We start from the raw sequence: 18,817 nt of genomic DNA, 5'->3' as shown, positions 1-18,817 counted from the left end.
TTCACGCTTCCTTGCGCGGCTTCAGCGCCAGCGCGAACACCACCAGAGAAAAGCCGTAGACCAGGAAGTCGGCGGCCACGAACAGGCCGAGCAGCCACAGGCTGTTCTGCGGGAAGTTGGAGGCGATCAGCACCGCAGCGAGGATCAGCACCAGGCCCGAGAAGATCATCCAGCCCCAGCCTTTGACCGGACGCATGGTCATGCCGAGATAGATGCGGAAACCGCCGGCAATCGCCAGCGAAATGCCGACCATGATGGTAAACACGCCGGAGGCGAGCATCGGATTGCGCATCACGAAAATGCCGGCCAGCACGTAAAGCAGTCCGGAAATCAGCCAGAAGGCGACATGCCCTGTCCGCCGATTATAGAAAAGCTGCGACAGGTGGATCACGCCGGCAACGATCAGCATTGCGCCGAAGAACACCACCGAGGCCACGGTGGCAACCACCAGATTGCCAAGCAGGATGAGGCTCAGGACGATCAGCAACACGCCGAAGGCCAGCACCCATCCCCAGCGTCCCCTCGCCTTGTCGGCATTCAGCTCTTGCTGCTCAAGAATCGTCATTGGATATCCCCTTCCAAGAAATACAAATATTGTCGAGACGATAGTGAGGAAGGATATGATAAGCAACTGTTCTTCGCTCAGCAGAGCGCCGCACACCGGACGGCTGCCGATCGCGCAATGAGGGCGGGGCGGCGACGCGCCATGTTTACCCGCAATCCGCCGGGCCGGGCAAAGCCCGATCACGCTTCGGACGCGCGGTAACATAAAGTGCGAATGATCAATTCTTTTTGCCGGAAAGAGCCTTGAAATCCTTCAAGGTCAAGAGGATAACGGGTCAGCTTCACCCCGTATCCTGATGCCTTATGCCGCCGGGCCGCGGACTGCCGAAACACTGACATTGCCGCGAAAGCCGAGCCATGCGCCCCTATTACAAGAACGTCAAAATGGTCCGCCGCACAAGGGTGATGTGGGGGTCATGGCGGATCTGGCAGCCGCGGCTGGTGTTCTGGATCGGCGCGGTGATGATCGGGGTGGTGAGCGTCGGGTTCGCGCGCGCTTCCGACCATGCCTACCACTTGTTCGAGACGATGCGGCAGTCGAGCGCCTGGTCGCCATTTCTGCCGCTGGTGCTCACCCCGCTCGGCTTCATGCTGTGCTCCTATCTTTCAACGCGCTGGTTCCCGAACACGCAGGGCTCCGGCATTCCACAGGCGATTGCCGCGCGCCATCTGCATGATGTCGAAAGCCAGCACAGGCTGCTCAATCTCAGGGTCGCCACCGGCAAGGTGTTGATCACCATCATCGGCCTGTTCTGCGGCGCCTCGATCGGCCGCGAGGGACCGACCGCGCAGGTCGGCGCCTCGATCATGATCCAGACGGCGCGCTGGGGGAAGATGATCCAGACCCGGGGGCTGATCGTCGCGGGCTCGGCGGCCGGCATTTCGGCGGCGTTCAACACGCCGCTCGCCGGCATCGTATTCGCCATCGAGGAGATGAGCCGCGCCTATGAATCGCGCGCCAACGGGCTGGTGGTCTCGGCCATCATCCTGTCCGGCCTCGCCGCGATCGGGCTCGCCGGCAATTATACCTATTTCGGCCACGCCTCCGCCATCGCCGTCAAGCCGGAGGAATGGGTTGCCGTGTTCGTCTGCGGCATTGGCGGCGGCCTTCTGGGCGCGCTGTTCTCGCTTTACTCGCTGAAGGCGGCGCGGAGAATCAAGCGCTGGGCACAGGCGGCGCCAATCCAGCGCATGGCGCTGTTTGCCGGCGCCTGCGGCCTTGCCGTGGCCATCATCGGCATCGTCTTTGGCGGCGCAACCTTCGGCACGGGCTACGAACAGGCGCGGACCGTGATTGAGGGCGGCTCGATCAGCCCCGTCTTCTTCATCGGCAAGCTGGCAGCCACCTTCCTGTCGATGGCTTCGGGCATTCCGGGCGGTCTGTTCGCCCCGTCGCTGTCGGTGGGCGCTGCCTTCGGCTCCACGATTGCCGATGTGCTCGGCGTCAGCATCGGGCTTGGCGCGATCCTCGGCATGGCGGGCTATTTCGCGGGCGTGGTGCAGTCGCCGATGACGGCCTTCGTCATCATCCTGGAAATGACCGACAACCACGACGGCATCATCACGCTGATGGCGACCTCGATGCTGGGCTACATCGCCTCGCGGCTGATCTCGCGCGAGCCGCTCTATCACGGCCTGTCACGCGCCTATCTCGCCGACAGCATCAAGTTCCAGCGCGCCCGCAACCGCGAGGTTGACGAGTATGACCGCGCCTCGATCGGCGAAATGCGCGAGGAAACCCGCCGCTACGACGAAAAGGGCGGCGTCTGACCAGGGCAGAAGCGCCGGCGTTCTACCAATCCCGGATGAAACGCCAAGCTTTTGCCTCCCCTGCCGGCATTTCGGAAATCGGGTTCCTCGTCCCACGCAATGATAGCCGTCACACTGCGCCGGAAATTCGAAGAGGCGAGCGTTATGACGAACAGCAATACAGTCGCGGAATTGGACAAGACACTCGGTGGGCTCGACCTGGTCGGGCGGTTACGGCTGACCGCCGATAGCGGCAGGCCGGCGGTCTTCACCACCAGCCTCGGCATCGAGGACCAGGTGATCACCGCCGCAATCGCCGCCGGCGACCTCGATATCCGGATCGTCACGCTCGATACCGGCCGGCTTTTTCCCGAAACCGAAGCGCTGATCACCGAGACGGAAACGCGCTACGGAATCCGCATCGAGCGTTTCCGGCCCGAGACCGCCGCGGTCGATGATTATGTCAAAACCTATGGCCGCAACGGGTTTTACGAAAGCGTCGAGGCCCGCCACGCCTGCTGTCAGGTGCGAAAGCTCGAGCCGCTGGCCCGGGCCCTGGATGGCGCGGCCTACTGGATCACCGGTTTGCGCCGCGGCCAGTCCGGCAACCGCGCGACCACGCCCTATGCCGAGGCGGATGCCGCCCGCGGCCTCATCAAGATCAATCCGTTGGCCGACTGGAACCTTGAGGTTATCCGCGCCCATGTCGAGCGTCACGCCATCCCGATCAATCCGCTTCACGCCCGCGGCTATCCTTCGATCGGCTGCGAGCCTTGCACCCGCGCGATCAAGCCCGGCGAACCGGAGCGCGCCGGACGGTGGTGGTGGGAAAACGACGCCAAGCGCGAATGCGGCCTGCATGTCGCCAAGGCGGCGAGCTAGAGCCCTTCAGGCTTAAATGGAAGCGTTCTGCGGCAAGGAATTTGTGCCAGGACCAAGGGCTTTGGCGCAGGGCATAGCCGTCGCTATGTCCAAGCCGAAGACCGCCGGTAATGGCACAAATTCATGCCGCCCTTCGGGTTTGCCGAAACCGGCCCTCCACTTTGTCGAAGCCCTTCAACATAGCTATGGCTATGCCGCGCGAGCTTCTTCGCGTGGAATGACCGGTTTGGGCAAACAGAACGGATTCCATTTAAGCCTGAAGGGCTCTATCGCCGCGTGGAAGCGCCCTCGATGATCTCGAACGGCAGTTCCACCGCCTTCTTCGGGCGCTCGCCCTCGCTCAGGTAGCGCATGATCATCTCGGCGGCCTTGTAGCCCATATCGTAGAGCGGCACGTAGACCGAGGTCAGCGGCGACTCTTCCACATCGGCGAAGTCGACGCCGTTATATCCGCAAATGCCGAGATCCTCCGGCACCTTGAGGCCGATCTGCTGCGCGCCGAAATAGACGCCGAGCGCCAGCCGGTCATTATGGCAGAACACCGCATCGATCTGCGGTAGACGCTTGCCGAGATCGAAAACGAGCTTCATGCCCTGTTCCAGCGGACTGCTGCCGCTCGCCTCGAAAACATAGTCCGGATCATAGAGCCCGGCCTCGGCAAGCGCATCCTGATAGCCCTCGAACCGGCGGCGCGAGCGGATATCCTTGCCGCCGCCCAGAAGAGCGATCCGGCGATAGCCCTTGGAAAGAAGATGCTCGACCGCCGCCTTGGCGGCTGCGCGATTGCGAATGCCCACCCCCATGTCCAGCGGCGTGATGCTGGTATCCATCATCTGCACGACCGGGCAGCCAAGTTCGGTGATCAGCGGCTTGTTGACCGGAAATTCGGCAACGCTTTCGAGGATGATGCCCGCCGGATTCTGCGCGACGAACAGGTTGATCAGCTTGGCTTCTTCAGCGGCATCAAGCCCGATATTGGCGAACTGCGTGGTGACGTCGCTTGAATGGAACCTGTCCTCGATCCCGTGGGCGGCATGGAAGAAGCCGCTCATTTCCAGGATCGGCGCCAGAACGGCGACCGTTCCGCTGTGGCGGCTTGCCAGCGCGCGCGCCGCGAAATTCGGCACATAGCCGATATCCTCGATGACTTCGAGTATCTGTTCGCGCAGCTTGTCGCTGACCTTGTGCGGCTCTCTCAGCGCACGCGACACCGTGATCGGACTTACGCCGGCAATACGAGCGACGTCACTCAATGTCGTGCGCGCTCTCGGTCCGCCTCTTACCCGTAAAGACAATTCCCCGTTCCCCTGCTCTATCGCGAACGCATCCCATTGTTATTGTTATCAGGTTGCATTTCACGAACCACTAATTTTACTTTGCACATGATTTCAGCAAATACAAATACGTAATATGACGAGGTTCCGCCGTTCGGCCTGACACCGTCACTGCGCGGCAAGCGCCTTCAGATCGGTCGCGGGATCGGCGATGACGTCCGGCGACGGATTGCTGCCGGCCGCCAGCAGTTTCTTGGCGCAGACATAGGCCCTCGCATCGTTGACGGCATCGACCGCCAGAAGCCTGTCGCCCCGGAAATACCAGACCGAGGCTGCCCCCTCCCGCGCGCCCTGGCGCACCACGGTATGGTCATAACCGCCATTATAGCCTGCAATCTGCAGCTTGACATCATATTGATCGGACCAGAACCAGGGCTCCGGCACGTAAGGCTCGTCCGACCCCGCGATCACGGCGGCCACCGCGTCGCCCTGATCGACGGCGTTGGGAACGGATTCGAGCCGGATGCGCTCGCCATCGAACGGCAGTTCGGTGCAGTCGCCGACGGCGAAGATCGAAGGATCCGAGGTCCGTCCGAATTCGTCGACGACGATGCCGTTTCCGACCGCAAGACCGGCATCCTTCGCCAGTTGATCGTTCGGCGCAACACCGATGCCGACGACGACCATGTCGACGTCCAGCGTGGTGCCATCCGCAAGCACCGCGCGGACGACATGGCCGTTTTCGCCCTCAAGGCGGGTAAGGCCGCAGTTTTCACGAATATGGACCCCGTGCGCCAGATGGACGGCGCGCATGATATCGGCGGTTTCTGGCGCGGCCACCCGCTTCAATATCCGGTCCGCCATCTCGATCACGGTGACATCGACATCGAATTTGCGGGCGACGGCCGCAGCCTCGAGCCCGACATAGCCGCCGCCGACAACCAGAAGCCTGGCGCCGGGGCGCATCGCCTCGGCAAGCCGGTCGGCATCGCGCTTGTCGCGCATCACGTAGACGCCGTCGAGATCGCCGCCGATCGCCTTCGGCAGCACGCGCGGCGTCGCTCCGGTGGCCAGCACCAGCGTGCCGTATTCGATGGTCGAGCCATCCTGCAGCAGCACCTGCCTGGCGTCGCGGTCAATGCGCTCCACGAAGCTTGCCAGCCGCAGGTCGATCGCATTTTCGCCGTACCAGCTTTCGGGGCGAAACAGCAGGCGGTCGAAACTCATCTCGCCGAGAAGGTATTTCTTGGACAGAGGCGGTCGTTGATAGGGCGGAACCTGCTCCGCGCCGACGATCGTGATGTCCCGTTCATCCTTCAGCGCCCGCAATTTCGCGGCAACCGCAAACCCGCCCTGGCCGCCGCCGACAATTACAATCCGATCCGTCACTGTTCCCAAGACCTTTCCTTTTCGCACTGCGATAAACGACTTACGGCCTCCCGCGCGCAGCGTCAATCGCATGCAAAAAGGCCCGGGATTTCTCCCGGGCCGTTCGGAATCAGGTCTCTGGACCCGGCAATCTTTAGAGATTGCCCTTGCGCTGCTGGACCATCATATACTTGTCGAAGGAGAATTCGGCGAGCTGCATCCAGAGATAGGCGTCCTTCTTGAACTCCTGCTGGCTGTCGTAAATGGTTTTGAACCATTCATTTTCGGCAGAAATCTCGGCGAAGGTTTCCTGCGAGGCCGCGTAGCAGGCGTCGAGAATCTCTTCGCTGAACGGCTTCAGCACGGCGCCATCGGCAACGAGCTGGCGCAGCGCCTTCGGGTTGCCGGCATCATAGCGGGCGAGCATGTCGAGGTTCACCGCGTCGCAGGCGTCCGTCAGGATCTGCTGGTAGCTTGCCGGCAGTTCGTTGAACTTGTCGAGATTGGAGAAGGCGTGGATGACCGGGCCGCCTTCCCACCATGCCGGGTAGTAGTAGTATTTCGCGACCTTGACGAGGCCGAGCGCCAGATCGTCATAGGGGCCGACGAATTCGCTGGCGTCGATGGTGCCGCGCTCCAGCGCCGAGTAGACGTCGCCGGCGGCGATCTGCTGCGGGGTCACGCCGAGCTTGGCCATGACCTGGCCCGCGAGGCCGGCAATGCGCATCTTGAGGCCCTTGAGATCCTCGACCGAGTTGATCTCCTTGGAGAACCAACCACCCATCTGCGCGCCGGTATTGCCGGCCGGATGGCCCCAGACGCCCTTTTCGGCGAAGAAGTCGTTGAACAACTCGTTGCCGCCGCCCTGATAGAGCCAGGCATTCTTCAGGCGCGCATTCATGCCGAAGGGCACGGCGGTGCCGAGACCATAGGTCATGTCCTGGCCGATATAGTAATAGGACGGCGTGTGGCACATTTCGATCGTGCCGTCGCGCACGGCATCCAGCACCTGCAGCGGGGGGACGATCTCGCCGCCGGCATAGACCTGGATTTCGAAATTGCCGTCGGTCGCCGCGCTGACGCGCTCGGCAATGCCGGTCGCGCCGGAATAGAGAATGTCGAGCGATTTCGGAAAGGCCGACGACAGGCGCCAGCTCAGCTTCGGGTTTTCCTGGGCGATTGCGGGCGCGGCGAGCGCGGCCGGGGCAAGGGCGCCGGCCGAAGCGACACCAGCCTTCTTGAAGAATGTACGGCGATCCATGGGGGTATTTCCTGCTAAAATTTTCTTGCTTGTCGACGCTCCTGCAAAGCGCACCCGCAGGGCTTCGATCGATACCGTTGGGGCCTAGCCCCTTTTGCACCGGCTTGCAAGCCTGGAGGGGCCGGCACCGGGCTTCGCGGTTCCCGTCGTGCGTTTGACATTGGGCCGCGCTATAGCGCTGACGAAACAGCAGATGATTCGCGGAACCTTTCGTCCTTCGAAAAGTTGTGTGCTCACTTTCGATCTCACCGGGACTGATCCCAATGCACGTCTATCGCTTTCGAAGCCAGAGCATCAAAACGCAGGCGGCCCCGCGCTTCATCGCGGAAAGCCTGTTTGCGGTTCCGTCCGGCCGGCCGCTCTCGATGATCGATTTCAGCGGTCCGCGCGCCGCGCGCTGCGATGTCCTTGCCCTTTCCGGCGCGCCGGCAGCGCTGCCAGAGGGCCTGACGCTGATGGCAAGGATCGCCGATGACCGCACGCTTGTTGAACTTTGCGGCGCTTCCGGCCTCGGCCGCTGGCGCGGCGCGCTCGCCATCGCCCACGAAGATGGCGGCATGACGGTGTTCGGCAGAAGCGAGCAGGATATGGCGGTGGCCGCCAATGCCGTCATCAAGGCCGGTGGCGGCCTTGCGGTCGCGGAAGGAGACTGGATCAATGCCCTGATCCGCCTGCCCGCCCGCAACCAGAGAGCCGATCCCGGCGAAACCGAACGCGAGATCGCAAGCGTTGGCAATGCGCTTGCCGTGCTGGTTGACCGAAAACCGCCCTTTCTGTTGAAGAAACTGCTGGACTGCACCCTCGCGCCGCCAGCCAAAGGCGGCCCTGCCGGCGGTTTCGGCGCCGACGGTGACGATCCGCTGGCGGCCGCGGAATAGTCCTCCGGCCGCCCCGCCCGACGAAAAGCGGAACGCGCGCCGGCAAACGCGCGCAATTCCGGGATCGCAATATAGATCAGAATCTGTTGCCCCTGCTCGGTTTCCCCGATTGCATAATCATCGGATCGTTGTTATGACTGACTGGTCAGTCATAATTAGAGGGCAAAATATGGTCGATCATCAGGGCGCTGCGCGGCGCACAAGCCAGGAGGAACGGCGACGGATCATCCTTGATGCCGCACTCTCGACTTTTGCCGCGAAAGGGTTTGCCAGCGCCCGGATCGAGGACATCGCCAAGGCCGCGGGGATCGGCAAGGGCACGGTCTATCTCTACTTTCCCGACAAGGAGAGCCTGTTCAAGTCGCTGATCAGCGATGATCTCACGCCGCTGATCGCGCACGGCACAGGTATCCTGGAAGCCTCACCGCAGTCTCCGCGCAAGGCCCTCTCGGCCTTCTATGCACTTGTGGAATCCGAGGTTCTGGATACCCAACGCGCCGACCTTTTGCGCCTGATGATCACCGAAATGCCGAACTTTCCCGACGTCGCCGCCTATTACCACGCCAACCTGATCCGCCCCGGCATGCAACTGGTTCAAAAGCTGCTGACAATCGCGCATGATCGCGGCGAACTGCGCTCCGCCAAGGTGCTGGAGGTGCCGCAAATGGTGGTGGCGCCGATCCTGATATCGGCGATCTGGGGAATGCTGTTCTCCCCCTTTGGCGCATTCGACCGGCGCACCGCCTTCGAAGTGAGCCTCGACAACCTGTTCCTATCACCGGAAAGGGAAACGCCATGAAAAAGCTCGCCCTCATCCTGGTTGCGCTCGCGCTTGCGACGACCGCCGGCTTTGTGTTTTTCCGTCCGGACGCCCATCAGGGCTGGCTCGGCTGGGTGGAGGCGGACATGGTCTATGTCGGCGCCACCTCGACCGCGCGCCTGACCGAACTCACCGTTTCCGAAGGCGATCAGACGGAGGCGGGCCAGACCCTGTTCACGCTGCAAGCCGACAGCGAGCGGGCCGCCGTGGAAACCGCCAGCGCCAATCTGGAAAAGGCCAAGGCGGCGCTGTCTCTGGCGAAGGCGCCGATGGACCGGGAGCAGGAGCTTGAGGCGCTCGAAGCCTCGCGCGCCGAAGCGGAAGCTACCTTCGACTACGCCCAGAAGGCCCTCACCCGCGCGAAGGCGCTGGTGAAGCAGCAAAGCGGCACCGAAGCCAATCTTGATGACGCGGTCAGCAATTACGCAAAGGCCAAGGCGGCGCTCGACAAGATCAACGCCCAGATCGCGCTCGGCAAATTGCCGCAACGCGACCAGCAGATCGCGCAGGCCGAGCAACAGGTCGCGGCGGCTGAAGGCAATCTCGCCAATGCCAGGGCCACGCTCGCGCTGAAGACCGTGGCCGCGCCGGCCAACGGCAAGGTGCAGCAGGTCTATTACCGCGTCGGCGAGGTGGCGCCCGCCGGGCGGCCGGTTGTTTCGCTGCTGCCGCCGGAAAACGTCAACATCGAATTCTTCGTGCCTGAGCAGAGCCGCGCGGCGATCGCGACCGGCGACCGGATCAGCTTCACCTGCGACGGCTGCAAGACCGGAGAAGCCACCGTCACCTTCATCGCCGAGGATGCCGAATACACGCCGCCCGAGATTTTCTCGCGGGAGGAGCGCGCGAAGATGGTCTACCGGGTCAGGGCCCGTCCGACCGACCCCGCGACGCTACCCGTCGGCCTGCCCGTGGAAGTCACGCTGGAAGGCAGGTCATGAACACGGACGAAAACGTCATCTCGGTCGAAAACCTCACCAAGAGCTTCAGCGGCCGCACCGTGGTCGATCACCTGACGATGAGCGTGAAGAAGGGCGCGATCCACGGCTTTCTGGGGCCGAACGGCTCCGGCAAGACCACGACCATCCGCATGCTCTGCGGCCTCCTGACGCCCGATAGCGGGTCGGGCACCTGCCTCGGCTACGACATCACCCGCGACGGCGAGAAGCTGCGCCGCCGCGTCGGCTACATGACCCAGCGGTTTTCGCTTTACCAGGACCTCACCATCCGCGAGAACCTCGATTTCGTCGCCCGCATCCACGGGCTCGACAAGCCGAAGAAACGAGTTTCCGACGCGATCGAACGACTTGGCCTCGGCGGGCGCGAGAAGCAACTCGCCGGCAATCTCTCCGGCGGCTGGAAGCAGCGGCTCGCGCTCGGCGCCTGCACGCTCCCCGATCCGGACCTGCTGCTGCTCGACGAGCCGACCGCCGGCGTCGACCCCAAGGCGCGGCGCGAGTTCTGGACCGAGATCCACGCGCTGGCCGCCGAGGGCCTCTCGGTGCTGGTCTCGACCCACTACATGGACGAGGCAGAACGCTGCCACGAGATCGCCTATATGGCCTATGGCAAGCTGATGGTGACGGGCACGGTGGACGAGGTGGTCGCCTCGGCGAACCTCAAGAGCTATCTGATCACCGGCGCCGATGTGCATGAGCTTCAGGCGGAGCTGGAAAAGGCCGACGGCGTCGACCTGGTCGCCCCGTTCGGCGCTTCGCTCCACGTCTGCGGCCGCGACCGCGATGCGCTGGAGCGGGCCTTGCAGCCCTATCGCGATCGCCCGGACACGCATTGCAAGCCGAGCGAAACGACGCTGGAGGATGCCTTCATCTATCTCATGGGTTCATCGAAGGATAACTTCGATGACGGTTGAACGGAGACAAGGCTTCGCGCCGCTCCGGCGTTTCTGGGCGATGACGATCAAGGAATTCATCCAGATGACCCGCGACCGGCTGACCATGGGCATGATGGTCACGCTGCCGATCATGCAGCTCCTGCTGTTCGGCTTCGCCATCAATACGACCCCGCACCACCTGCCGACGGCAGTGATGATGGGCGAGAGCACCGACGCCTCGCGCGCCATCCTGGCCTCCCTTCAGAACACCGACTTCTTCGACATTACCGGCGTGGCGACCACGCCCGATGCGATGGACCGGATGCTGGAATCCGGCGAGGTTCTGTTCGTGGTGGAGATCCCGCCGAACTTCGAGCGCGACCTGCGCCGCGGCCTGTCGCCATCGCTGCTGGTCGCAGCCGACGCCACCGACCCGGTCGCCGCGTCATCCGCGCTCGGCGCGCTGTCGGGCGTCATCAATACTTCGCTTGCGGGCCTCAGGCATATCCGCATCGACGCGCCGCAGGACCCGCCCTACACCATCGTCCAGCACCGCCGCTATAATCCGGCCGGCAAGTCGACGCTCAACATTGTGCCCGGCCTGCTCGGCACCATCCTGACGATGACGCTGCTGATCTTCACCGCGCTCGCCGTCACCCGCGAGATCGAGCGCGGGACGATGGAAAACCTGCTCGCCATGCCGATCCGGCCGATCGAGATCATGATGGGCAAGATCATGCCCTATGTCGTGGTCGGCGCGTTCCAGGCGGCGCTGATCATCATCTCGGGCCTGTTCATCTTCGACGTCCCGATCCTCGGCGATCCGGGGTCGCTGGCGCTCTTGACCCTGCTCTTCGTCGTCACCAACCTTTCGATCGGCTACACCTTCTCGACGATCGCGAAGAACCAGCTTCAGGCGGTGCAGATGTCGATGATGTTCTTCCTGCCGAGCATTCTTCTGTCCGGCTTCATGTTCCCCTTCGACGGCATGCCGAAATGGGCGCAGTATCTCGGCGAATGCCTGCCTTTGACGCATTATCTGCGGATCGTGCGCGCGATCATGCTGAAGGGCGCCGACATCACCGTGCTCGGCTTCGACAGCGCCATGCTCGCCGCCATCGCCCTCGTCGCCATCACCGTCGCGGTCACCCGCTTCAACACGACGCTGGATTGAGGCGGGCGGCCGGCCGCGATTTTCGGGCGCGTCCGGTAAACTGCCTTGCTTTATCCCCGTGCTTTGCTCACACTCGCCGAAAAGAACAGGGGAATACTGAAGGGCGGATGCAGTCGCGCGCCCTGAGGCAGGCAAGGACGCATATGTCAATCAAAGCAGCGATCTACCATCTCACCCATTACAAATATGACAAGCCGGTCAATCTCGGGCCGCAGATCATCCGGCTGAAGCCCGCCTCGCATTCCAAGACCAAGGTGATCAGCCACTCGCTCAAGGTCACGCCGGACAACCACTTCGTCAATCTGCAGCAGGACCCCTACGGCAATTATCAGGCGCGTTTCGTGTTCCCGGAGCCGGTCACGGAGTTCAAGATCGAGGTCGATCTGGTTGCCGACATGTCGGTCTACAATCCGTTCGACTTCTTCGTCGAGGAACAGGCGACCAAATACCCGTTCGCTTATGACGAGGCGATCAGCGAGGACCTGTCGATCTACCGCACCCCGGAGCCGATGGGGCCGCGCCTGAAAGCGTATATGGAGAAGCTCGACCTGACGCCCGGCCAGGGCACGGTCGACATGATCGTCGGCATCAACGCCAACCTCCAGCACGATGTCGACTACATCATCCGCATGGAGCCCGGCGTGCAAACGACCGAGGAAACGCTGGAGCGGAAGTCCGGCTCGTGCCGCGACTCGGCCTGGCTGCTGGTGCAGATCCTGCGCAATATGGGCCTCGCCGCCCGTTTCGTCTCCGGCTATCTGATCCAGCTCGAGCCCGACCTGAAGGCGCTCGACGGGCCGGCTGGCACCGATCACGATTTCACCGACCTGCATGCCTGGGCGGAGGTTTTCCTGCCCGGCGCCGGCTGGATCGGGCTTGACGCGACTTCCGGGCTTCTGACCGGCGAAAGCCACATTCCGCTGGCCGCCACGCCGCATTACCGCAATGCCGCGCCGATCACCGGCGGCTATTTCGGCGAGGCCGAGACCTCGTTCGATTTCGACATGACGATTTCGCGGGTGGCCGAACACCCGCGCATCACCAAGCCGTTTTCCGACGAGAGCTGGGAAGCGCTTAACGCACTCGGCGAAAAGGTCGACAAGCTGCTGGAAGAGACTGACATGCGGCTCACCATGGGTGGCGAGCCGACCTTTGTGTCGATCGACGATTTCGAATCCGACGAGTGGAACACCGGCGCGGTCGGCCCCACCAAGCGCGGGCTTGCCGACGAGTTGATCCGCCGCCTGCGTGAGCGCTTCGCCCCCGGCGGCTTCCTGCATTACGGCCAGGGCAAGTGGTATCCCGGCGAAAGCCTGCCGCGCTGGACCTTCTCGCTCTACTGGCGCAAGGATGGCATCCCGATCTGGAACAACCAGTCGCTGGTGGCCGAGGAAACGAGTGATACCAAGGTCGACGAAAGCGATGCCGGAAGGCTGTTGCAGGCGATCGCCAACGAGCTCGACATCGAGCCCGAAATGGTCTCCCCCGCCTTCGAGGATCCGGCGGAATGGTTGATCCGGGAAGGCAATCTGCCGGAAAATGTCGACCCTTCGAACTCGAAGCTGAAAAGCGCCGAGGATCGCGCGAGGATCACCAAGGTTTTCGAGCGCGGGCTGACGCGGCCGACCGGCTATGTGCTGCCGGTTCAGGCCTGGCAGGGCCGCGCCTCCGGTCTGAAATGGGTTTCGGACCGGTGGACCACGCGGCGCGGGCGGATCTACCTGATCCCCGGCGACAGCCCGATCGGCTTCCGCCTGCCGCTCGATGCGTTGGCATGGATTCCGGAATCGCAATATCCTTTCATCAATCCGATGGACCCGTCGGTGCGGCGCGATCCGCTTCCCGATTTCCGCCAGGATGAAGGGCGGCCGCTGCCCAAAGCGCGCTTCGTTCCGTTCGAGGAAAGCCCGCAGGCGGCGCGGCCGACGCCCGGCCATTCGATCGGCGGCTATGTCCGCACCGCGATCTCGGTGGAGCCGCGCGATGGCCGGCTTTGCGTGTTCATGCCGCCAACCACGGCGCTTGAGGAATATCTCGATCTGATTGCCTCCGCCGAGCGGGCCGCCGAAAAGCTGGGTCTCCCCATCCATATCGAGGGCTATGCGCCGCCGCAGGACGAACGCATCAACGTCATCCGGGTCGCGCCCGATCCGGGCGTCATCGAGGTCAACATCCATCCGGCCGCGAACTGGAAGGAATGCGTGGAGACCACGACCGCGATTTACGAGGAAGCACGCAAGACCCGGCTCGGCGCCGACAAGTTCATGATCGACGGCCGCCACACCGGCACCGGCGGCGGCAATCACGTCGTGGTCGGCGGCGCAAATCCCGGCGACAGCCCGTTCCTGCGCCGCCCCGATCTTCTGAAGAGCGTGGTGCTGCACTGGCAGCGCCATCCCTCGCTTTCCTACCTGTTCTCGAGCCTGTTCATCGGCCCGACCTCGCAGGCGCCGCGCATCGACGAGGCGCGCCACGATGCGCTTTACGAGCTCGAGATCGCGATGGCGCAGATCCCCCATCCGCAGGCCGGCGTCATGCCGCCGCTGCCATGGCTGGTGGACCGGCTGTTCCGCAATCTGCTGATCGACGTGACCGGCAACACCCACCGCGCCGAGATCTGCATCGACAAGCTGTTTTCGCCGGACGGCCCGACCGGACGGTTGGGGCTGGTCGAGTTCCGCGGTTTCGAAATGCCGCCGAACGCGCGCATGAACCTTGCGCAACAATTGCTCGTGCGTGCCCTTCTGGCGCGGTTCTGGAAGAACCCGCTTGAGGGCAAATTCGTGCGCTGGGGCACCGCCCTTTCCGACCGCTTCATGCTACCGCACTACATCTGGCAGGATTTCATGGATGTGCTGCAGGACCTGAAGGAAAACGGGCTTGAACTCCGTCCGGAATGGTTCGAGGCGCAGCTTCAGTTCCGCTTCCCCTTCTTCGGCGAGGTCGAATATGAGGGCAACCGGCTGGAACTCAGGCAAGCCCTGGAACAGTGGAACGTGATGGGCGAACAGGGTGCGGCCGGCGGCACGGTGCGCTATGTCGACTCATCGGTCGAGCGGCTTCAGGTGCTTTTGGAAAGCAATGCCCCTGAGCGCTACATCGTCACCTGCAACGGCCGCAAGGTGCCGCTCAAACCCACCGATAAATCAGGCGTTTCAGTTGCCGGCGTCAGGTTCAAGGCGTGGCAGCCGGCCTCCGGTCTTCACCCGGTCCTGCCGGTCAATTCGCCGCTGACATTTGACATTTACGACACATGGTCCGCAAGATCGGTGGGCGGTTGCATATATCATGTTGCGCATCCCGGCGGGCGCAATTATGAGACGTTTCCGGTCAACGGAAACGAGGCGGAGGCGCGGCGTCTGTCGCGGTTCGAAGCCTCGGGCCACACCGCCGGCGGCTATGCCGTTTTCAACGAGGCCGCGTCACCGGAATTTCCGCTGACGCTCGATCTCAGAAGGCCGGCCGGATTGTAACATCTCAAGACCGCGTCTCGCCTGCGATGCGCCACGAGGCGGGGCGAGGCTCCGGCAAGACGGCGGAAGCCTCAGGTCTCCCGCCGTATCGACATTATCAACGCGGCTGAAGCTTTCCGATAGCGGGAAGCGGCCTATTATCGCGGGCGGCAGGGACGCGCCAGATGGCAGAGGCGAAAGCGGAGCATTCCGCTGAACGGCACAGGGTCGAACAGGACAGCGAGGCGGAGCCCGCGATCGCCTGGAACGCCGGCAATTATGCCCCCCTCCCCGGCATCCCCGACGAAATGGTCGACGCCGAGGGGAAGGTGCGCCCGGTCTGGCAACCCTTCGTCAACGCGCTGTCCGGCATGACCACTGACGAACTCGCCGAACGGTTCTCCCGCGCCGACCGCTATCTGCGCGACGCCGGCGTGTTCTACCGCGCCTATGACGGCCAGGACGATACCCGCGCATGGCCGTTCTCCCATATTCCGGTGATCATTGACGATGATGAATGGCAGGAACTGGCCGAGGGCCTGAAGCAGCGCGCCGACCTGCTGGAAGCGATGATGGCCGATTTCTACGGCGACAACCGGCTGGTGGCGGAAGGCTTTATCCCACCGGCACTGGTCGCCTCCAACAGCGAGTTCCTGCGCCCGCTCGTCGGCGTCACGCCCGCCGGCGGCAATTACCTGCATTTCATTTCCTTCGAGGTCGGGCGCGGGCCCGAAGGTAAATGGTGGGTGCTCTCCGATCGCGCCCAGGCCCCTTCCGGCGCCGGCTTCGCGCTCGAGAACCGGGTCGCCGCATCGCGCGCCTTTTCCGGCATTTACGGCGACATGCATGTGCGCCGCGTCGCCTCCTTCTTCGGCGCGTTTCGCGATGCGCTGCAGTCGGGAACCTATGGCGGCGAAGGCCGGTTCGGCGTGCTGACCCCCGGCCCCGCCAACGAAACCTATTACGAGCACGCCTATATCGCCCGCTATCTCGGCATCTCGCTGCTGGAGGGCGAGGACCTGATCGTCGTCAACGACCGGCTGATGGTCCGCACCGTCGCCGGGCCGATGCCCGTCAGCGTGCTGTGGCGGCGGCTCGATGCCGATTTCACCGATCCGCTGGAACTCAATCAGCATTCGCGCATCGGGACGCCCGGCATGGTCAGCGCCATCCGCGCCGGCAATCTCACCATGGTCAATGCGCTCGGCTCGGGCATTGTCGAAACCCGCGCGCTGCTCGCCTTCCTGCCGGCTCTATCGCGCAGGCTTCTGAACGAGGACCTGAAAATCCCCTCGATCGCGACATGGTGGTGCGGGCAGGAGAACGAGCGCGCCCATGTCGCCGCCAATCTCGACCAGATGCTGATCGGCCCCGCCTATTCGCGCCAGCCCTTCTTCGACGATTCCGGCCTGTCCTTTTCCGGCAAGCGGCTTGGCGAGCGGCGGCCCGGCGCGGTGAACCGCTGGCTTGAAAAACGCGGACCTTGGCTTGTCGGCCAGGAGGCGGTGAAGCTTTCGACCGCGCCCGCCTTCATAAACGGCAAGCTGGAGCCGCACCCCTTCTCGCTGCGCGTCTTCGCAGCCCGCACCGATGATGGCTGGAAGCTGATGCCGGGCGGCTTTGCCCGCATCGGCTCCTCCGACGATGTCGCCGCGATCGCCATGCAGGCCGGCGGCCGCGCCGCCGATGTCTGGGTGGTGAGCAAGACGCCGGTCGCAACGCCGACGCTTCTGACCCGCGAAAGCCGAGTGCCGCGCAACCACCCGGCAAACCTGCCGAGCCGCGCCGCTGACAACCTGTTCTGGCTCGGCCGCTATATCGAGCGCGCGGAAGGCAATTTGCGCATCCTCAGGGCCTGGCACGGCCGGTTCGCCGAGGTCGACGACCGCGGACAGGCCCTGTTGACGCGGGTGGAGGCCTATCTCGATAACGCGGGCCTCGATCTTTCGGAGGCGGCGCTTCCCAAAAGCCTGATGCGCGATATCGACAGCGCGGTCTATTCCGCCGGCAATATCCGCGACCGGTTCTCGCCCGATGGCTGGCTGGCGCTGAACGACCTGTCCAAGACCGCCGGCCGCTTCGTCGATCGCGTCGGGCCGGGCGATGACGCCGCCCACGCGATCACGATCCTGCTGCGCAAGCTTGCGGGCTTCGCCGGTCTCGTCCACGAAAACATGTATCGTTCGACCGGGTGGCGGTTCCTGTCGATCGGCCGCTACCTCGAACGCGGCCTGCACATGACGCGCCTGCTCGGCGAACTTTCCGGCGAGGACGCACCCGACGGGGCCTTCGATATCCTGCTCGAAATCGGCGACAACGTCATGACCCACCGGCGTCACTACAACGTCAACACCGACCGGCTGACGATCACCGATCTTTTGGCGCTCGACCCGCAGAACCCGCGCTCGGTACTGTTCCAGCTCAATCAGATGCTGGCCGAAGTCGAAAAACTGCCGAGCCAGGGCCACATGACCCAGATGTCGCCGCTTCACCGCGAGACCATGCGCGTCCAGTCCGGCCTTGCGGTGATGACCGCCAATTCCATCTCGATCGATTATTATGCGACGCTGGAGCGCGATTTCGAGACGCTCTCCGACTGTCTCGCCCAAAGCTATCTGTGAGGGATGATGCTCTACGATCTCTCGCTGAAGATGGAATATCACTACGACACGCCCGCCTCGCTCGCGCGCCACATCACCCGCGTATTGCCGCTGGCGGCGACCCAGCGCCAGCGCCTGATCGCCGGTCACGTGAAGTTCGATCCGCACCCGAGCGAACAGCGCGGCTTCACCGATTTCTTCGGCCATCCGGCGATCGCGACGCTGATCGACCCGCCACATCAGAGCTTCGCGGTCACGATGAAGGCGCGCGTCAATGTCGAGCCGCCGCGCACCACGCTCGCCTTTTCGCCGGAACTGCCGCGCCTTCGGGAAGAATATGCCCGCATTCTCGACCTCGGCCGGGATTCCCCGCATCATTTCCTGAGCGCCAGCCCGCGCATTCCCCATGACCCCGCAATCGGCGCCTATGGCCGGGAAAGCGCCGCGCCCGGCATGAGCGTTCACCAGATCGCCAAGGCGATCTGCGCCCGCATCCACGCCGATTTCGCCTATGACGGTGAGGCGACGACGGTCGACAGCACGCCGATCGAGGCCTTTCACCTCAGACGCGGCGTCTGCCAGGATTTCTCCCATGTGATGATTTCGGCGCTGAGGGCGATCGGCATTCCGGCCGGCTATGTCAGCGGCTATCTGCGCACCATCCCCCCGCCCGGCAAGCCGCGGCTGGAGGGCGCGGATGCGATGCATGCATGGGTCCGGGTCTGGTGCGGTGGCGCGCTTGGCTGGATCGAGCTCGACCCGACCAACAATATCGAGGCGGGATCGGATCATATCGTGGTCGCCTATGGCCGGGATTATGCCGACGTCGTGCCGGTTCTCGGCGTCATGAAAACCTATGGCGAGCACAAGGCGACCCAGGCGGTCGATGTCGTGCCGGTCCCCGAGACGGTGCGCTGAAACGGGCTGGCGCCCTTTCGTCCGACATATTTGCGAAAACCTC

The 18,817-nt window shown here is 63.6% G+C and carries 14 protein-coding genes; 10 read left to right on the top strand and 4 right to left on the bottom strand.

The features are described 5' to 3' along the window. Window position 1: 1 nt before the first annotated feature. Window positions 2–565: an HdeD family acid-resistance protein gene (locus K7H91_RS13035; protein WP_230720704.1), complete on the bottom strand. Its 564-nt coding sequence runs from the start codon at window positions 563–565 to the stop codon at window positions 2–4. Window positions 566–948: 383 nt separating this feature from the next. On the opposite strand from K7H91_RS13035, the gene K7H91_RS13030 reads away from it, so the two are divergent. Then, the gene (locus tag K7H91_RS13030) at window positions 949–2,334 is read left to right on the top strand and encodes a chloride channel protein (RefSeq protein ID WP_419197481.1); all 1,386 of its coding nucleotides are present in this window, start codon (window positions 949–951) and stop codon (window positions 2,332–2,334) included. 99 nt (window positions 2,335–2,433) lie between these two features. Then, window positions 2,434–3,195, top strand: coding sequence for a phosphoadenylyl-sulfate reductase (locus K7H91_RS13025; protein WP_269066206.1), 762 nt, complete (start codon window positions 2,434–2,436; stop codon window positions 3,193–3,195). A gap of 266 nt (window positions 3,196–3,461) precedes the next feature. Here the strand turns inward: K7H91_RS13025 and K7H91_RS13020 are convergent, their stop codons facing one another. The 3 genes from K7H91_RS13020 to K7H91_RS13010 all read right to left on the bottom strand — a co-directional run bounded on the left by K7H91_RS13020 (window position 3,462) and on the right by K7H91_RS13010 (window position 7,098). After that, entirely contained in the window at window positions 3,462–4,448 is a 987-nt protein-coding gene (locus tag K7H91_RS13020) for a LacI family DNA-binding transcriptional regulator (RefSeq protein WP_230720701.1), read from the bottom strand. Between the two features lie 189 nt (window positions 4,449–4,637). After that, a complete protein-coding gene (locus tag K7H91_RS13015) occupies window positions 4,638–5,858 on the bottom strand; it encodes an NAD(P)/FAD-dependent oxidoreductase (RefSeq protein WP_230720721.1) in 1,221 nt (406 codons plus the stop codon). A 133-nt stretch (window positions 5,859–5,991) separates the two neighbouring features. Then, window positions 5,992–7,098, bottom strand: a complete 1,107-nt coding sequence (locus tag K7H91_RS13010; protein ID WP_018065465.1) for a TRAP transporter substrate-binding protein — start codon at window positions 7,096–7,098, stop codon at window positions 5,992–5,994. Between the two features lie 263 nt (window positions 7,099–7,361). On the opposite strand from K7H91_RS13010, the gene K7H91_RS13005 reads away from it, so the two are divergent. The 8 genes from K7H91_RS13005 to K7H91_RS12970 all read left to right on the top strand — a co-directional run bounded on the left by K7H91_RS13005 (window position 7,362) and on the right by K7H91_RS12970 (window position 18,774). Further along, window positions 7,362–7,976: an adenine deaminase C-terminal domain-containing protein gene (locus tag K7H91_RS13005; protein ID WP_230720700.1), complete on the top strand. Its 615-nt coding sequence runs from the start codon at window positions 7,362–7,364 to the stop codon at window positions 7,974–7,976. A gap of 169 nt (window positions 7,977–8,145) precedes the next feature. Then, window positions 8,146–8,775 (top strand): TetR/AcrR family transcriptional regulator, encoded by a 630-nt coding sequence (locus K7H91_RS13000; RefSeq protein WP_230720699.1) that lies wholly within the window; start codon window positions 8,146–8,148, stop codon window positions 8,773–8,775. Beyond that, window positions 8,772–9,737 carry an HlyD family secretion protein gene (locus K7H91_RS12995; protein ID WP_230720698.1) on the top strand — a complete coding sequence of 322 codons (966 nt, stop codon included), beginning with the start codon at window positions 8,772–8,774 and terminating at the stop codon, window positions 9,735–9,737. Before K7H91_RS13000 ends, K7H91_RS12995 begins: the two co-directional genes overlap by 4 nt. Continuing rightward, a complete protein-coding gene (locus tag K7H91_RS12990; RefSeq protein ID WP_230720697.1) occupies window positions 9,734–10,669 on the top strand; it encodes an ABC transporter ATP-binding protein in 936 nt (311 codons plus the stop codon). Before K7H91_RS12995 ends, K7H91_RS12990 begins: the two co-directional genes overlap by 4 nt. Then, complete coding sequence (locus tag K7H91_RS12985; protein WP_230720696.1) at window positions 10,659–11,804, top strand: ABC transporter permease; 1,146 nt, start codon at window positions 10,659–10,661, stop codon at window positions 11,802–11,804. The genes K7H91_RS12990 and K7H91_RS12985 overlap by 11 nt, the downstream gene beginning before the upstream one ends. A 143-nt stretch (window positions 11,805–11,947) precedes the next feature. Then, a complete protein-coding gene (locus K7H91_RS12980; protein WP_230720695.1) occupies window positions 11,948–15,277 on the top strand; it encodes a DUF2126 domain-containing protein in 3,330 nt (1,109 codons plus the stop codon). Window positions 15,278–15,441: 164 nt separating this feature from the next. Continuing rightward, the gene (locus K7H91_RS12975; RefSeq protein ID WP_230720694.1) at window positions 15,442–17,877 is read left to right on the top strand and encodes a circularly permuted type 2 ATP-grasp protein; all 2,436 of its coding nucleotides are present in this window, start codon (window positions 15,442–15,444) and stop codon (window positions 17,875–17,877) included. A gap of 6 nt (window positions 17,878–17,883) precedes the next feature. Further along, window positions 17,884–18,774 (top strand): transglutaminase family protein, encoded by an 891-nt coding sequence (locus K7H91_RS12970; RefSeq protein ID WP_230720693.1) that lies wholly within the window; start codon window positions 17,884–17,886, stop codon window positions 18,772–18,774. Window positions 18,775–18,817: the final 43 nt, after the last annotated feature.

The organism is Martelella mediterranea (assembly GCF_021021415.1).
In the GTDB taxonomy this organism is placed as follows: domain Bacteria; phylum Pseudomonadota; class Alphaproteobacteria; order Rhizobiales; family Rhizobiaceae; genus Martelella; species Martelella mediterranea_C.
Note: the sequence above shows the minus strand (reverse complement) of the source record. Positions and strands in the feature narration are given on the sequence as shown.

Coding starts and splice junctions, on each gene's coding strand:
- K7H91_RS13035 (WP_230720704.1), bottom strand. CDS start 565: ATGACGATTCTTGAGCAGCAAGAGCTGAATGCCGACAAGGCGAGGGGA.
- K7H91_RS13030 (WP_419197481.1), top strand. CDS start 949: ATGGTCCGCCGCACAAGGGTGATGTGGGGGTCATGGCGGATCTGGCAG.
- K7H91_RS13025 (WP_269066206.1), top strand. CDS start 2,434: ATGATAGCCGTCACACTGCGCCGGAAATTCGAAGAGGCGAGCGTTATG.
- K7H91_RS13010 (WP_018065465.1), bottom strand. CDS start 7,098: ATGGATCGCCGTACATTCTTCAAGAAGGCTGGTGTCGCTTCGGCCGGC.
- K7H91_RS13005 (WP_230720700.1), top strand. CDS start 7,362: ATGCACGTCTATCGCTTTCGAAGCCAGAGCATCAAAACGCAGGCGGCC.
- K7H91_RS13000 (WP_230720699.1), top strand. CDS start 8,146: ATGGTCGATCATCAGGGCGCTGCGCGGCGCACAAGCCAGGAGGAACGG.
- K7H91_RS12995 (WP_230720698.1), top strand. CDS start 8,772: ATGAAAAAGCTCGCCCTCATCCTGGTTGCGCTCGCGCTTGCGACGACC.
- K7H91_RS12990 (WP_230720697.1), top strand. CDS start 9,734: ATGAACACGGACGAAAACGTCATCTCGGTCGAAAACCTCACCAAGAGC.
- K7H91_RS12985 (WP_230720696.1), top strand. CDS start 10,659: ATGACGGTTGAACGGAGACAAGGCTTCGCGCCGCTCCGGCGTTTCTGG.
- K7H91_RS12980 (WP_230720695.1), top strand. CDS start 11,948: ATGTCAATCAAAGCAGCGATCTACCATCTCACCCATTACAAATATGAC.
- K7H91_RS12975 (WP_230720694.1), top strand. CDS start 15,442: ATGGCAGAGGCGAAAGCGGAGCATTCCGCTGAACGGCACAGGGTCGAA.
- K7H91_RS12970 (WP_230720693.1), top strand. CDS start 17,884: ATGCTCTACGATCTCTCGCTGAAGATGGAATATCACTACGACACGCCC.